This window comes from Pseudomonas sp. 8AS (assembly GCF_902506505.1).
In the GTDB taxonomy this organism is placed as follows: Bacteria; Pseudomonadota; Gammaproteobacteria; order Pseudomonadales; family Pseudomonadaceae; genus Aquipseudomonas.
The window spans coordinates 4137366-4151860 of record NZ_LR733406.1 but is presented as its reverse complement, the minus strand read 5'-3'; the positions used below and the strand labels follow the sequence as shown (position 1 = coordinate 4151860).

Annotated in this window: 13 protein-coding genes; 11 read left to right on the top strand and 2 right to left on the bottom strand. The window is 69.2% G+C overall.

The genetic code is table 11. The annotated features are described in order from the left end of the window. Positions 1-119 precede the first annotated feature (119 nt). The 7 genes from GV001_RS19390 to GV001_RS19360 all read left to right on the top strand — a co-directional run bounded on the left by GV001_RS19390 (position 120) and on the right by GV001_RS19360 (position 7595). Positions 120-494 (top strand): hypothetical protein, encoded by a 375-nt coding sequence (locus GV001_RS19390; RefSeq protein ID WP_160082892.1) that lies wholly within the window; start codon positions 120-122, stop codon positions 492-494. Between the two features lie 61 nt (positions 495-555). After that, positions 556-2718 (top strand): TonB-dependent copper receptor, encoded by a 2163-nt coding sequence (locus tag GV001_RS19385; protein WP_160082890.1) that lies wholly within the window; start codon positions 556-558, stop codon positions 2716-2718. Positions 2719-3061: 343 nt separating this feature from the next. Beyond that, positions 3062-4084, top strand: coding sequence for a cytochrome D1 domain-containing protein (locus GV001_RS19380; RefSeq protein WP_160082888.1), 1023 nt, complete (start codon positions 3062-3064; stop codon positions 4082-4084). An 85-nt stretch (positions 4085-4169) separates the two neighbouring features. Beyond that, positions 4170-4550 carry a hypothetical protein gene (locus GV001_RS19375; RefSeq protein ID WP_160082886.1) on the top strand — a complete coding sequence of 127 codons (381 nt, stop codon included), beginning with the start codon at positions 4170-4172 and terminating at the stop codon, positions 4548-4550. A gap of 97 nt (positions 4551-4647) precedes the next feature. Then, the gene (locus tag GV001_RS20230) at positions 4648-4896 is read left to right on the top strand and encodes a DUF2933 domain-containing protein (RefSeq protein ID WP_160082884.1); all 249 of its coding nucleotides are present in this window, start codon (positions 4648-4650) and stop codon (positions 4894-4896) included. 3 nt (positions 4897-4899) lie between these two features. Continuing rightward, positions 4900-7218, top strand: a complete 2319-nt coding sequence (locus tag GV001_RS19365; protein WP_160082882.1) for a heavy metal translocating P-type ATPase — start codon at positions 4900-4902, stop codon at positions 7216-7218. Positions 7219-7325: 107 nt separating this feature from the next. After that, complete coding sequence (locus GV001_RS19360; protein ID WP_160082880.1) at positions 7326-7595, top strand: heavy-metal-associated domain-containing protein; 270 nt, start codon at positions 7326-7328, stop codon at positions 7593-7595. A gap of 13 nt (positions 7596-7608) precedes the next feature. Here GV001_RS19360 and GV001_RS19355 read toward each other — a convergent pair whose 3' ends face one another. Beyond that, complete coding sequence (locus GV001_RS19355; protein WP_160082878.1) at positions 7609-8181, bottom strand: hypothetical protein; 573 nt, start codon at positions 8179-8181, stop codon at positions 7609-7611. Positions 8182-8385: 204 nt separating this feature from the next. Here GV001_RS19355 and GV001_RS19350 point away from each other — a divergent pair, with 204 nt between their 5' ends. The 3 genes from GV001_RS19350 to GV001_RS19340 all read left to right on the top strand — a co-directional run bounded on the left by GV001_RS19350 (position 8386) and on the right by GV001_RS19340 (position 11443). Then, positions 8386-8760: a cytochrome c5 family protein gene (locus GV001_RS19350; protein ID WP_160082876.1), complete on the top strand. Its 375-nt coding sequence runs from the start codon at positions 8386-8388 to the stop codon at positions 8758-8760. A 115-nt stretch (positions 8761-8875) separates the two neighbouring features. Beyond that, a complete protein-coding gene (locus GV001_RS19345) occupies positions 8876-10156 on the top strand; it encodes a D-arabinono-1,4-lactone oxidase (RefSeq protein WP_256665005.1) in 1281 nt (426 codons plus the stop codon). A 72-nt stretch (positions 10157-10228) separates the two neighbouring features. After that, entirely contained in the window at positions 10229-11443 is a 1215-nt protein-coding gene (locus tag GV001_RS19340; protein ID WP_160083472.1) for a DSD1 family PLP-dependent enzyme, read from the top strand. 30 nt (positions 11444-11473) lie between these two features. Here GV001_RS19340 and GV001_RS19335 read toward each other — a convergent pair whose 3' ends face one another. Then, positions 11474-12511, bottom strand: coding sequence for an AraC family transcriptional regulator (locus GV001_RS19335; RefSeq protein WP_160082872.1), 1038 nt, complete (start codon positions 12509-12511; stop codon positions 11474-11476). Between the two features lie 173 nt (positions 12512-12684). Between GV001_RS19335 and GV001_RS19330 the strand changes: the two genes are divergently transcribed. Continuing rightward, positions 12685-14484 (top strand): DUF1302 domain-containing protein, encoded by a 1800-nt coding sequence (locus GV001_RS19330; RefSeq protein ID WP_160082870.1) that lies wholly within the window; start codon positions 12685-12687, stop codon positions 14482-14484. Positions 14485-14495 lie beyond the last annotated feature (11 nt).

The window sequence follows — 14495 nt, the reverse complement described above, 5'->3', positions numbered from 1 at the left end:
AACCGCTCGCTAGCACCCAGGAAAAGCCCGCTTGATTGCGGGCTTTTCGTTTCCGGGGTGCGACGCTGTGTCCCCATGCGCCGTGCGGGCATCCGGCTAGAATGCGTCGACCTGGAAGGATGTCGACCCTGAACCCACTCAGCCGCAGTTTCCGCGATTGGCTCTACGCCTTTGCCCTGGTGGGCATGCTGCTGCGCGTGAGCATGCCGCTGTGGGCCATGCCGCTGATGAGTGCCGATGGCTTCATGCTGCTGTGTACCTCGCACGGCGTGCAGTGGCAGCTGAGCGAACAGGACGACGGCAACCCCGTCAGCCAGCAACTGCCCTGTATGCAGTGCGGCGCGCACCTGGCCGGGGTGCAATCGTTTCCCTTCAGCCCGCCTGCGCCGGCGGTGGCGCCGTCACCACAGCGCCCGCGCTTCGCCGAGCTGCTGGCGCTCAGCCCGCCGTTCCTGGTCGCGCCGCCCAACCGCGCGCCGCCGCTCGTTTCCTGATCCCAGCCGATCCGCGCCCTCGTTGCGGGGCGTCCCGCTGTCTTTGCATTCAGGAAACCTCATGACTGTCCGTCGTTCCTCGTCGGCCGCTGCCGGCCGCTTTTCTCCGTTCGCCCTCGATCCGCAACGCCTGCGCTGGCACCAGGCCTTCGCCCTGTGCAGTGGCTTGGCCCTGGCGGCGCCGCTGCTGGCGGCCGAGCCACAGGCGCCGGCTGAGCCCCTGCAGCTGGCCGAACTCGAACCCACGGTGGTCACCGCCGTGCAGCAAAGCTCGCCGCTCACGGTGATCGCCAATCCCAAGGATGCCCGCCAGCCGGTGCCGGCCAGCGATGCCACCGATTACCTGAAGACCATCCCCGGCTTCTCCGCGATCCGCAGCGGCGGCACCAATGGCGACCCGGTGCTGCGCGGCATGTTCGGCTCGCGGATCAACCTGCGCAGCAACGGCGGCCTGATGCTCGGCGCCTGTCCGGGGCGCATGGATGCGCCGAGCTCGTACATCTCCCCGGAGACCTACGACCGCCTGACCGTGATCAAGGGCCCGCAGACCGTGCTCTGGGGGCCCGGCGCCTCGGCCGGCACGGTGCTGTTCGAGCGCGAGCCGGAGCGCTTCGGTGAACTGGGCAGCCGCCTGCATGCCAGCCTGCTCGGCGGCTCCAACGGCCGCTTCGACCGGGTGCTGGATGGCGCCGTCGGCGGCGAGCAGGGTTACCTGCGCTTCGTCGGCAACCAGGCGCAGGCCGACGATTACCAGGATGGCGACGGCGACACGGTGCCGTCGCGCTGGAGCAAGTGGAACGGCGACGTCGCCCTCGGCTGGACGCCGGATGCCGATACCCTGGTCGAACTCAGCGCCGGCAAGGGCGACGGCGAGGCGCGCTACGCCGGGCGGAGCATGGATGGTGCGCAGTTCGCCCGCGAAAGCCTCGCCCTGCGCCTCGAGAAGGGCAACCTGGGCGGCGCCCTGGACCAGCTGGAGGCGCAGCTCTACTACAACTACGCCGACCACGTGATGGACAACTTCAGCCTACGCCAGCCCGATCCGAGCAGCATGATGCCCATGCCGATGGCCTCCCAGGTCGACCGCCGCACCACCGGCGCCCGCCTGGCCGCCACCTGGCTGTGGCGCGAGGTGGAGCTGGTTACCGGGGTCGATGCCCTGCGCAGCGAGCACCGTGCCCGCGCCTCCCGTTACCGCATGGCGATGATGGGCGCGCCTGCGCAATACACCGATGCCGACCAGTTCCCCTGGAACAAGGACTCGGTGATGCACAACTACGGCGCCTTCGGCGAGCTGACCTGGCACGCCGCCGAGCGCCGCCGGGTGGTCGCCGGCGCGCGCCTGGACCACGCCGATGCCACGGACTACCGGCAGACCGTCACGCACATGAACGTGGCGCGGGCCAACCCGACCGCCGGCGAGCGTCGCAGCGACACCCTGCCCAGCGGCTTCGCCCGCTACGAGTACGACCTGGCTGACACGCCAACCACCCTCTACGCCGGCCTCGGCCATGTGCAGCGCTTTCCCGACTACTGGGAACTCTACTCGCCCAAGCGCGCGCCGGACGGCGAGGTCAATGCCTTCGACGGCATCGCCCCGGAGAAGACCACCCAGCTCGACTTCGGCCTGCAGTACGCCGGCGCCGACCTGCAGGCCTGGGCCTCCGGCTACGTCGGCCAGGTGCGCGACTACATCCTGTTCAGCTACAGCCGCAACATGATGGGCAGCCTGGTGTCCCAGGCCGACAACATCGATGCGCGCATCCTCGGCGGCGAACTGGGCGTGGCCTACGAGCTGAGCGACAACTGGAGCACCGATGCCACCCTGGCCTACGCCTGGGGCAAGAACAGCAGCGATGGCGAAGCGTTGCCGCAGATGCCGCCGCTGGAGGCGCGCCTGGGCCTGAACTACCAGCGTGACGACTGGAGCGCCGGCGCCCTGTGGCGCGTGGTAGCGGCGCAGAACCGGGTGGACGAGGGCAAGGGCAACGTGGTCGGCCAGGACTTCGGCAACAGCGCCGGTTTCGCCGTGTTCTCCCTCAACGGCGCCTACCGGGTCAGCGAGCACCTCAAGCTCAGCGCCGGCGTCGACAACCTGTTCGACAAGGACTACGCCGAACACCTCAACCGCGCCGGCGATGCCGGCTTCGGCTACCCGGCCGAGCCCGTGGCGATCGACGAGCCGGGGCGGACCCTGTGGACCAAGGTGGATCTGAGCTTCTGAGAAGCTGCTTATGATCTGCTGCGCGTCGGCCATACCGCGTTAAAACTGGCCTCGGGATGCTCATTTACAGCTCGTAAACTCCGCTCCCTCGGCCAGTTGATTCGCTGGCGCTTACCCTTCGGGCCAGCCTGCGGCTGTTACTCCCGTTGGTCGTTACGTCTTGTCTGGCTCTAGCTCGCGAGATCGTAAACAGCTTCTGAGTCAGGCCTGGCCACGCTCGCGCGTGCGCGGGCGTGGTCATTGTTGACGCCCGTCAAGGACAGCCGCGTCCGCCCCGCGCAGCCTGTTCAGGCACCCGGCGCCATCAGGCCCCGGGATCCTGTTCACTGGCGGGGAGATCGTCATGCGCCATAGCCACCGTTTCGCTGCTTTCGCCCTGGGCCTGGGCCTGGCCACTCACCTCGGCCTTGCCCTGGCGGCGCCAAGCGGCCGGATCTACACCGCCAACGAGCGCGGCGCCTCGCTCAGCCAGGTGCAGCTCGACAGCGGTGAGGTGCGCTCCATCACCCTGCCCATCGCGCCGCACAATGTGCAGGTGTCCCCCGACGGCAGCCTGCTGCTGGCCGTGGGCATGCCCGCCCATGGCGCGCATCACGCCGGCGAGAGCGCCGGTGGGCAACTGCTGGTGTTCGCCACCGCCGCCCTCGAGCAGCCGGCGTTCAGCCTGCCGGCGGGCGAACATCCGGCCCATGTGGTGACCGACCCGGCCGGGCGGCGCGCCTTCGTGACCGACTCGGCGGCCGATCGGCTGCGGGTGTTCGACCTGCAGCAACGGGCCGAAATCGCCAGCGTCGCGACCGGCCGCTATCCCCATGGCCTGCGCCTGAGCCCGGACGGGCGCACGCTGTATGTGGCCAATATGCGCGGCGATAGCGTATCGGTGATCGACATCACCACGCTCAAGGAGACCGCGCAGATCGCCGTGAGCGGGGCGCCGGTGCAGGTCGGCTTCACCCCTGATGGCCGCCAGGCGTTCGTCTCGCTGAGTGCGACCAACCAGCTGGGCATCATCGATACCGCCAGTCAGCGCCTGGTCGGCCGCGTCGGCGTCGGCCGCACGCCGATCCAGGTGATGGCCAGCGCCGACGGCCGGCAGGTCTATGTGGCGAACCAGGGCAGTAGCGAGAAGCCCGATGACCGGGTCTCGATCGTCGACCTGCAGACGCGCCAGACCATCGGCAACGTGACCACCGGCCCGGGTGCCCACGGCGTGGCCATCAGCAGCGACGGCGCCTATGTCTTCGTCAGCAATATCGAGGCGGGCAGCGTGTCGGTGATCGATACGGCCAGCCGCACGGTCGTCGCCACGCACCGGGTCGGCGCCGGGCCCAACGGGATCAGCTACGCCCCCGCGCAGGCCGAATAGGCCGGGAGCGGCTAAGGTTGTTAGGAGTCAACGGTCGTTGGCCGGATGCAGGTTGCAAACGAAAGCTTCGGTGGCTGCTCATCGCATGTTCTGGTTCCGCGCTCGTCAATCGCTGCTGGTGCGCCTGGCCCTCGCGCTATGGCTGCTGGCCTGCGGGCTGGCGGCGAGCCAGGGTTGCCTGAGCTTGCCGCGCCATGACCCGAGCGCCACGCATGGGGGCTACGCCGCGGTCCATGCCGCTGGCCACGCCGCGCAGGCCACCGGCTGCCTGCAATTCTGCGCGGACAGTGCCTCGGCCCTGAGTCCGTCGCCCGGGCCCGATCCGGCCTTCTGCAGCAGCGGGCTGCCGTTGTCGCTCCTGCTGCTGGGCGCCGTCGCCCCGGCCCCGTTTGCCAGCCTCGTCCTGCAGCGCCCCGCGCCGCCAAGGCCGCCTGCCCGCCTACGCTTCGTCCGCTTCAACGCTTAGCCGGCCCCGCGCTGGCGCTGCCAGCCTTCCATACCGCGCCAGATGCCCCGGCGGTTTCGCTGCCGGGCCTTGTCTCCACCGCTCAGGAGTTCCCGGCATGATCCATTCCGCCCCATCGTGCGACCCTTCGCCCTCTTTCTGGAGGAGCAAGCCCGCCATCGCCCTGGGCATGCTGCTGGTCATCGCGCTGTTCTACCTGGCTCGCGAGCACTATGGCCATATCTCCCAGCTGCTGCCCTACGTGATCCTCCTGCTGTGCCCGCTGATGCACCTGTTCGGCCATCACCATGGCGGCCACCGGCAGCATCGCGACGCGGCGCAGCCCGGGGACGACAATAGGAGCTGACCCATGCACAACCATCCCCCAGCCGAGCCGGCGTCGGCATCCGACCTGCGCGACCCGGTGTGCGGCATGCAGGTCGCCGCCGACAGCCGCTTCCAGGCGCAGCATGCCGGGCAGACCTGGCGCTTCTGCAGCGAGCACTGCCGGCTCAAGTTCACTGCCGAGCCGGAGCGCTACAGCATGCCCGCCGCGCCTGCTGCGGCTGCCGCCAGCGCGGCGGGCGAGGCGGAATACACCTGCCCGATGCACCCGGAGATCCGCCAGCGCGGCCCCGGCACCTGCCCCAAGTGCGGCATGGCCCTGGAGCCGGTGCTGCCCGCGCTGGCGGAGGAGGAGAGTCCCGAACTGCGTGACTTCACCCGGCGCTTCTGGTGGAGCCTGCCGCTGACCCTGGCCGTCACCCTGCTGGCCATGGGCGGGCATGCACTGAACCTGCTGCACGGCAGCCAGCAGAACTGGGTCGAGCTGATCCTCGCCAGCCCCATCGTGCTCTGGGCCGGCTGGCCGTTCTACGTGCGCGGGGTGCGCTCGGTGCTCCAGCGCAGCCCGAACATGTGGACGCTAATCGGCCTCGGCACCGCCGCCGCCTTCCTCTACAGCCTGGCCGCCACCCTGGTACCCGGCCTGTTTCCCGAGACCTTCCGGCAGGATGGGCGCATCGGCGTGTACTACGAGGCGGCGGCGGTGATCATCTCGCTGACCCTGCTCGGGCAGATGCTCGAACTCAAGGCGCGCTCGCAGACCTCGGCGGCGATCAAGGCGCTGCTCGGCCTGGCGCCCAAGACGGCGCGGCGGATCAACGCCGACGGCAGCGAAGAGGACATCGCCCTGGGCCAGGTACACAGTGGTGACACCCTGCGCGTACGCCCCGGCGAGAAGGTGCCGGTCGACGGCCTGGTGCTGCAGGGCGAAAGCGCGGTGGACGAGGCCATGCTCACCGGCGAGCCGCTGCCGGTGCTGAAGCGGGCCGGCGATCCGCTGATCGGCGCCACGCTCAACACCCATGGCAGCCTGGTGATGCAGGCGCAGAAGGTCGGCGCGGCGACCGTGCTCGCGCAGATCGTGCAGATGGTGGTGCAGGCGCAACGCTCCAGGGCGCCGATGCAGCGTCTGGCCGATGTGATCGCCGGTTACTTCGTGCTGGTGGTGATCGCCATCGCCGCCCTGACCTTCCTCGGCTGGGGCCTGTGGGGGCCGCAGCCGAGCTGGGTGTTCGGCCTGATCAACGCGGTGGCGGTGCTGATCATCGCCTGCCCCTGCGCCCTCGGCCTGGCCACGCCGATGTCGGTGATGGTCGCCACCGGCAAGGCCGCCGGCAGCGGCGTGCTGTTCCGCGACGCGGCGGCGATCGAGAACCTGCGCAAGATCGACACCCTGATCGTCGACAAGACCGGCACCCTCACCGCCGGCCACCCGGCCTTCCACAGCGTCGAGCCGGCGCCCGGCTTCGGCGCCGACGAGGTGCTGCGCCTGGCCGCCAGCCTCGACCAGGCCAGCGAGCACCCCCTGGGCCGCGCCATCGTCGAGCAGGCCCGCGCGGCCGGGCTGAGCCTGAGTGCGGCGGAGAACTTCGTCTCGCTCTCCGGCATCGGCAACCGCGGACGGATAGCCGGGCGCCAGCTGCACCTGGGCAACGGCCTGCTGATGGCCGAGGCCGGGGTCGCCACCACGGTGCTGCAGGGCCGCGCCGAACAGCTGCGCGGCGACGGCACCAGCATCATGTACCTGGCGGTGGATGGCGTGCTGGCCGGCCTGCTGGCGGTGGCCGACCCGATCAAGCCGACCTCGCAACTGGCGGTCGAGCGCCTGCAGGCCGCCGGGGTGCGGGTCATCATGGCCACCGGTGACGGCCTCACCACCGCCCGCGCGGTGGCCCGCCAGCTGGGCATCGCGGAGGTCCACGGCGAGGTCAAGCCGCAGGACAAGGAACGCCTGGTGGCCAGCCTGCAGCAGGCCGGGCACCGGGTGGCGATGGCCGGCGACGGGATCAACGATGCCCCCGCCCTGGCCCGCGCCGATGTCGGCATCGCCATGGGTACCGGCACCGATGTGGCGATGCACAGCGCCCAAGTCACCCTGGTCAAGGGCGACCTGCTGGGCATCCTGCGGGCCCGCAGCCTGTCGCTGGCGACGGTGCGCAACATGCACCAGAACCTGAGCTTCGCCTTCCTCTACAACGCCATGGGCATTCCCCTGGCCGCCGGCCTGCTCTACCCGCTGAGCGGGCATCTGCTGTCGCCCATGATCGCCGCCCTGGCCATGAGCCTGAGTTCCGCCTCGGTGGTGTTCAACGCGTTGCGTCTGCGCCGGGTCTCGCTCGATTGAGGGCGGAGGTGCTTGACCTTGCCATCGTGGCAAGGTCGAGGATCAGTGCAAGGCCCGGCGAACTGCGCCGGTGCCGACCACGCTCAACGCTCAAGGGGGAATGTGTGATGAAGACTATCGAACTGCAGGTCGACGGCATGAGCTGTGGCGCCTGCGTCAAGCGGGTCGGCGCCGCGCTGGGTTCGCTCGCTGGCGTCGGCGAGGTACGGGTCGACCTGGCTGGCGGCAGGGTTGGGGTCGAGGCGGAAGTCGACAGTCGGGAACTGCTGGCCGCCCTGCAGCAGGCCGGCTACCGGGCCCGCGTGCTCGGCCCCGGCAGCCCGGCCGAGGCCCGCCAGCCCACTGGCTGTGGCGGCTCCGGCTGCTGCTGCCGGTGACGCCGGCTGCCGATCAGTTCAGCCGGTACCTGGCGAGCTCCTCGGGCGAGAGCACATGCATGCGCTGCGGGTCGATGCTGTGCATCTGCGCGACCAGGCTGCTCGGGATGCTCATTTCCTGGAGGTAGGCCGCCGGGTTGTAGCGGACTCCGTTGGCCGCCGACTCGGCGCGGGCCGAATCGCCGTTCGGGTAATAGGGCCGGTGGATGCCGACATAGCCGCGCACGGTCCTGGTGCGGCCGGCCGCCAGCAGATAGACGCAGCTGCCCTGGCAGACTCCGGTGGACGGCACCAGGGTGCTGAAGCCGGTCTCGCGCAGCAGGCGGCCCATGCGGATGGCCTCCTGCACGCCGCCGCCGATGCTGTCGAGCAGCACGACTTTCTGCGCGAACTGCCCCGGATTGCCCTTGATGCCCTGCAGCAGCGCCTCGTAGTCGCCGGGGGCGATGTCTTCCGAGACCTTGGCCACCAGCATGCGGCCAATGCTCTGGTGCTGCACGGCCTCCACTTCCACCTTGGCCAGCGCGGTGGCCGCGCCCAGGGTGGTGGTGCAGAGGAGGGCGGCCCGGATTAAGCGGCGGTTCATGGTGCAGGCAGCTCCTCGAGGAAGGCGGGGGAGGCGCCGAAGATACCTGCAAGTGCCGCGTCCCGCACCAGGCGAATGTCAGGCTCGCATGCCGCGGGTGTTGGCCGTTTCCCTGTTCCTGGCTGGCCGTTTGAGACCTCATACGCCAGGCGACGCTGTTTTAGTGTGAATGGCATCGAAATGAACAGGCGTTCGGAGGGATCTATGCAGGCAGGGCAGAACTGGGGCCGGAGGGCGCTCGTGCTGGGGCTGTGTGCGCTGCTCGGTGGTTGTGGCGAGGAGGCCCCGCCGGCCCGTGCGGACGCCGCGCAGGCCGTGCCGGCCGATGCGGCGCTGGCGCAGCTGTACGGCGCCAGCTGCCGGCAGTGCCATGCCAACCCGGCCGCCGGCGCGCCGCTGACCGGCGATGCCGTGGCCTGGACGCCGCGCCTGGCCAAGGGCCTGGATACCCTGCTGGAGCACAGCATCAATGGCTTCCAGGGCATGCCGCCGATGGGGCTGTGCATGCAGTGCACGGCAGAGGAGTTCCAGGCGCTGATCGAGTTCATGTCGACGGCGAAGCCGGCGGAGGGCCGCTGACATGGGCCAGCCGTTCTCCCGCCGTCAGCTGTTGCAGCGTGCCAGCCTGCTGGGCGCCTGCCTGGCGTTGCCGGCCCGCTCGCTGTGGGCCGATTCGGCAAGTACGCCGCGTCCCATGCCCTGGCGCAACTGGTCCGGGGCGCAGAGCTGCCTGCCGCTGGAGCGGCTGGCGCCAGCGAGCCTCGACGAACTGGTCCAGGTCATCCGCCAGGCGCCGGGCAAGATCCGCCCGGTCGGCTCGGGGCATTCCTTCAGTGCGCTGGTGCCCACCGACGGCACCCTGCTCTCGCTCAGCCACTTCTCCGGGCTGTTGGCGCATGACCGACAGACTCTGCAGGCCGAGTTCGCCGGCGGCACGCCGATGGCACAGATGGGCGCGCCGCTGCAGGCGGTCGGCCAGGCGCTGATCAACATGGCCGACATCGATTACCAGACGCTGGCCGGGGCGATCGCCACCTCGACCCATGGCACCGGCATCGCTTTCGGCTCCTATTCCGCCCAGGTCTGCGGGCTGCAACTGGTCAGCGCCGCCGGCGAGGTGCTCGACTGCAGTCGCGAGCGCAACCCTGAGCTGTTCGACGCCGCGCGCGTGTCGCTCGGCGCGTTGGGTGTGGTGACCCGCGTGCGCCTGCAGAACCGCGGCGCCTACCGGCTGCGCGAGCGCCAGTGGCTCGCCAGGACCGAAGAGCTGCTGGAGGACGTCGACAACCTCAAGCGCGACAACCAGCACTGGGAAATGCTGGTGGTCACCCATTCCGACTACGCGCTGGCGGTGGCGTTGAACGAGACCGAGGACCCGAGCACGCCGCCGCTACCGCCGGACGAGGAGGGCGGCAACGGCTTCATCGGGCTGATCGAGGGGCTGGACAAGCACCTGAGCGATTACCCCGAGCTGCGCCGCAGCCTGTTGAACAACATGCGTCATCTGGCCAGCTTCGAGGAGCGGGTGGGCGACTCCCATGAAATCTTCGCCAATGTGCGCAACGTGCGTTTCAACGAGATGGAGTACTCGGTGCCGGCCGAACACGGCCCGGCCTGCCTGCGCGAGATCCTCAAGCGCATCGACGACGGCAACCTGCGCACCTGGTTCCCCATCGAGTACCGCTACGTCAAGGCCGACGACATTCCCCTGAGCATGTTCGAGGGGCGCGACAGTTGTGCGATCTCGGTGCACCAGCACTATGCGATGGACCATCACAACTTCTTCGCCGCGATCGAGCCGATCTTCTGGAAGTACCAGGGGCGCCCGCATTGGGGCAAGTTGCACAGCCTGGGCGCCCGCCAGCTGCAGGCGCTGTACCCGCGCTGGCAGGCATTCACCGAGGTGCGCCAGGCGCTGGACCCGCGCGGCCGCTTCGTCAACGCGCACCTGGCCGGCCTGTTCGGTCTCGCCTGAGGGAAGTAGATGAAGCGACGTTCTTTCGTATTGGCCGGTCTGGGTGCCGGCGGGCTGCTGGCCGCCGCCTGGCTGCGTCCGGGTGACCGGGGCCAGCCGCACGACGCCTATTTCCAGGCACTGAACCAGGAGCTCAAGGCCCGCGGGCCGATGCGCCCGGCGCTGGTGATCGACCTCGACCGGCTCGACCACAACATCGAGGTGGTGCGCCGGTTCCTCGCGCGCAGCGGCAAGCAGCTGCGCCTGGTGGAAAAGTCGCTGCCGGCGCCCGACCTGTTGCGCTACATCGGCGAGCGCATCGGCACCCGGCGGCTGATGTCCTTCCACCAGCCCTTTCTCAATCACGATGCGCGCCTGTTTCCCGAGGCCGACATCCTGCTCGGCAAGCCGTTGCCGGTACGCTCGGCGCAGCTGTTCTACCAGCGGCACCGCGGCCCCTTCGACCCGGCCCGCCAGTTGCAATGGCTGATCGACACCCCCGCGCGCCTGCAACAGTACCTGGCACTGGGCCAGGGGCTGGGCACGCGGCTGCGCATCAACATCGAGCTGGACGTCGGCCTGCATCGCGGCGGTGTGGGCGACAGCCAGGCGCTGGCGCCGCTGCTGCAGCTGATCGCGGATCACCCGCAGCACCTGGAGTTCGCCGGCTTCATGGGCTACGACCCGTTCGTCGGCATGAACCTGCCGGAGCTGCTCGGCACCCAGGACGAGCTGCTGGCCAAGGTGATGGCGCTGTACCAACGCCAGGTGGACTTCACCCGCCAGCGCTTCCCGGCCCTGTGGCGCGCGGGGCTGACCCTGAACACCGCCGGCAGCCCCAGCTACCGCGCCCATGAGCGCGAGTCGCTGAGCAGCGAGGTGGCGATCGGCACCGGCCTGCTCAAGCCGAGCCATTACGACCTGCCGTCGTTGCAGGAGCATGTGCCAGCCGTCTATATCGCCACGCCGGTGCTCAAGCACACCGGGGCGCTGCGCATCCCGGCGCTGGATGAGCAGTCGCGGCTGCTGTCCTGGTGGGACGTCAACCAGCGCGAAACCTTCTTCATCTATGGCGGCAACTGGATGGCCGACCCGGTGTCGCCCGCCGGGCTGCAACTGAGTGGCCTGTACGGGCGCAGCTCGAACCAGGAACTGGTCAACGGCTCTCCGGCGGTGGGGCTGGCGGTGGACGACCAGGTGTTCCTGCGGCCGACCCAGAGCGAGGCGGTGCTGCTGCAGTTCGGCGACCTGCTGGCCGTGCGCGGCGGCCGGATCGTCGAGCGCTGGCCGGTGTATCGGGAGTCCTGAACCGGTTGCGCCGTGGCGGGTCGCTGCGGCCTAGGGCTCTGCGGCGATCCGCTGCTTCGCCGTGCGCGGGGTCAGGCCGGTCCAGCGCTTGAAGGCGCGGCGGAAGTTGCGCACGTCGCTGAAGCCGGTGGCGCAGGCCACGTCGATCAGGCGGTTGTCGTGCTGGCCGAGCAGTTGCAGGGCGCGGGTGCGGCGCAGCTCGTCGACTATGCCGTGGTAGCTCAGGCCCGCCTCGCCGATGCGCCGGCGCAGGGTGCGCTCGCTCAGGTTCAACTGGCTGGCCAGCTGGCTCAGCGAAGGCGGCGCGCCGAGGTGCTTGCGCACCTCGCGCTCGATGGTTTCGACCAGGTCGCTCAGGCCCTGGTCCTGGCGGTTGGTGGCGTCCAGCAGCAGGCAGGTCTCGGCGACGACATAGTCGTCGCGGGTCGGCAGCGGCAACGCCAGCCAGCTGGCCGGGAACTGCATCAGGTTGTGCTCGCCGGCGAAGCGCAGCGGGCAGCGGAACAGCTCGGCGTAGCGCGGCGCATGGGGCGGGCTGGGGTGCTGCACCTCGATGCGGCTGGCGACGAGGTCCTGGCCGGTGAGAAAACGCACGATGGCCAGGCTGCTGGAAAACGCCTCCTCCAGGTAGAACGCCGCCACCTCCTGGTCGAAGAAGCGCGGCGTGGCATGGACCTGCACCTGGTTGCCGGCCAGCTCCATGCGGTAGTCGAGCAGGCTGCCGATGTGCCACTGGTAGCGCAGCGCCAGCTGCAGCGCCGTGCCCAGGTCCGGGCTGGCCAGCATGGCCAGCCCCACCAGGCCCCAGGACACCGGCGTCTGCCGGCTGCCGACGGTCAGGCCCAGGCCGCTGTCGCCGAGCAGTTGCCGGGCGCGGCGCACCAGCTGGTAGCTCTGGCGGAAGGACAGGCGGTAGTCCGGCCGTTGCAGATCCTCCGGGGCGAAGCCCAGGCCACGGCACAGCAGCGCCGGGTCATGGCCGCAGGCGAGCGCGTACTGCAGCAGGAAGCGGGAGATCTGCGGCGGCGCCGAGGCCTCCGAATAGCGCGGATCGATGATGGGTTTCATGGCCGGTGCCCCCTGACTGCCCGAGCGGTTGTCGTCGGGCAGTGTGCCGCAAATGCCGGGCGAGGAATGTGTTTGTAAATGTGACGGACCTTTTGAGCCCTCTTTTTTGTCCGTTTTGGCCCCATGCCGGTTTTTTTGTTGCCGTTAATTTCAACCGGACTCAGGAGGGGCATATGTCATACAACAAAAGCAAGATGGCATTGGCAGTTGGGCTGGGGCTGTGGGGGACACAGCTGCAGGCTTTCGAGATCGACACGGGAGCCAATCTGACGACCTCGCTGGAGAGCGTCGCCGAGTTCACCTCGGTGTACCGCACCAGCGCGCCCGAACATATCGAGAGCGGCGGGCAGAACGTCTTCATCAACAACAACGACGGCAGCGAGTACTACGACACCGGCTTCGTCGCCAACGAGTTCAAGCTGACCTCCGAGCTGCACGTGCGCAGCGAGCAGGACGGCCTGTTCGTCCGTGGCACCGCCTGGTACGACAGCCAGCTGATGGATCACGACCCCAGCGGCGACGGCTTCGCCACCCACAACACCGACAGCGACCAGCGCTACCCCTCGGACCTGGAGAACCGCGCCGGCCACCGCGCGCGCCTGCTCGATGCGTATCTCTACACCAACCGCTATCTCGGCGAGATGCCGGCCAGCCTGCGCCTGGGCCGCCAGGTGATCAACTGGGGCGAGGGCATCTACTACGCCGACGGCATCAACGTGATCAACCCGGTGGACATCGGCCGGGTGGTGCTGCCCAACGCCAGCCTCAAGGATGCCCTGCTGCCGACCAACATGGTCTCGGCGCAGCTCGGCCTGAGCGACGCGTTCAACCTCGAGGCCTTCTATGGCCTGGAGTGGAAGGGCCACGAGCTGATCCCCACCGGCGCCTTCCTCAACAACCAGGACTACTTCGGCAAGGGCAGCAACGGCGTGCTGGTCGACCTGCGGGGCGAGTTGGGCGCCCTGGCCGAGCTGGTGCCGGGGCTCAACGGCGAGAATGGCATAGTCGCCGGCGCCCGCTATGGCGAGGAGCACGATGCCCGCGACGACGGCCAGTTCGGCGTGGCCCTGCGCTACCTGGCCGAGGACTGGAACAACACCGAATTCAGCCTGTATTACCTCAACTACCACAGCAAGGTGCCGTTCCTGCGCATCCAGAAGGGCCAGTCGTTTGCCTGTTCGGCTGGCACGGGCGGGCGCTTCAGCGAGGTCTGCGGCCTGGCCCAGGCCTTCGATCCGGCCTCGGTGCCACTGGTCGATGGCCTGGCCCTGCTCGACAGCACCTACTACGACTTCATCTACCCCGAGGACATCCGCCTGTTCGGCCTCAGCGTGTCCGGCACCCTCGGCGACACCAGCGTGGCCGGCGAGCTGGCCTACCGGCCCAATGCGCCGCTGGAACCCTCGATGATCTATGAGCTGGAGGCCCTGGCCGGTGGTGCGCTGGGCGCCGGCGGGGCGAGCGGCGGCAGCATCGACTTGGGCGAGTTCGGCGACGCCTCGGCCAACGACCCGCGGCGCAGCATCGACCTGTACCGGCGCCACGAGCTGTACACCGGCTCGCTCTCGACCATCCACACCTTCGGTCCGCTGCTGGGCCTGGATGACTTGATCATGCTCGGCGAGGTGGCCTTCAACCATGTCCCCGGCAGCCTGCTCGACTCGGCCAACTACGCCTACCTGGACTCCTTCGCCTGGGGCTACACGGTGAACTTCTCCGGCCTGATCCAGGACGTGCGGCCGAACTTCGACCTGCTGCCGGGGCTGACCTTCCGTCAGGACGTGTCCGGCACCTCGCCCTCGCTCAACGAGAACTTCATCCAGGGGCGCAAGTCGGCGACCCTCGAACTGGGCGCCAAGTACGGCCAGAAGCTGGCCGGCAAGCTCGGCTACACCTCGTTCTGGGGCGCGCGCAAGGACAACGCGCTGATCGACCGCGACCACGTCGCCCTCAACCTCTCCTACTCCTTCTGACGGCAGGAACC

What these genes read in the sequence shown, in the direction of transcription:
- GV001_RS19375 (WP_160082886.1), top strand. Translation starts at nt 4,170, where the DNA reads ATGTTCTGGTTCCGCGCTCGTCAATCGCTGCTGGTGCGCCTGGCCCTC.
- GV001_RS19335 (WP_160082872.1), bottom strand. Translation starts at nt 12,511, where the DNA reads ATGAAACCCATCATCGATCCGCGCTATTCGGAGGCCTCGGCGCCGCCG.
- GV001_RS19390 (WP_160082892.1), top strand. Translation starts at nt 120, where the DNA reads ATGTCGACCCTGAACCCACTCAGCCGCAGTTTCCGCGATTGGCTCTAC.
- GV001_RS19385 (WP_160082890.1), top strand. Translation starts at nt 556, where the DNA reads ATGACTGTCCGTCGTTCCTCGTCGGCCGCTGCCGGCCGCTTTTCTCCG.
- GV001_RS19365 (WP_160082882.1), top strand. Translation starts at nt 4,900, where the DNA reads ATGCACAACCATCCCCCAGCCGAGCCGGCGTCGGCATCCGACCTGCGC.
- GV001_RS19360 (WP_160082880.1), top strand. Translation starts at nt 7,326, where the DNA reads ATGAAGACTATCGAACTGCAGGTCGACGGCATGAGCTGTGGCGCCTGC.
- GV001_RS19350 (WP_160082876.1), top strand. Translation starts at nt 8,386, where the DNA reads ATGCAGGCAGGGCAGAACTGGGGCCGGAGGGCGCTCGTGCTGGGGCTG.
- GV001_RS19345 (WP_256665005.1), top strand. Translation starts at nt 8,876, where the DNA reads ATGCCCTGGCGCAACTGGTCCGGGGCGCAGAGCTGCCTGCCGCTGGAG.
- GV001_RS19380 (WP_160082888.1), top strand. Translation starts at nt 3,062, where the DNA reads ATGCGCCATAGCCACCGTTTCGCTGCTTTCGCCCTGGGCCTGGGCCTG.
- GV001_RS20230 (WP_160082884.1), top strand. Translation starts at nt 4,648, where the DNA reads ATGATCCATTCCGCCCCATCGTGCGACCCTTCGCCCTCTTTCTGGAGG.
- GV001_RS19355 (WP_160082878.1), bottom strand. Translation starts at nt 8,181, where the DNA reads ATGAACCGCCGCTTAATCCGGGCCGCCCTCCTCTGCACCACCACCCTG.
- GV001_RS19330 (WP_160082870.1), top strand. Translation starts at nt 12,685, where the DNA reads ATGTCATACAACAAAAGCAAGATGGCATTGGCAGTTGGGCTGGGGCTG.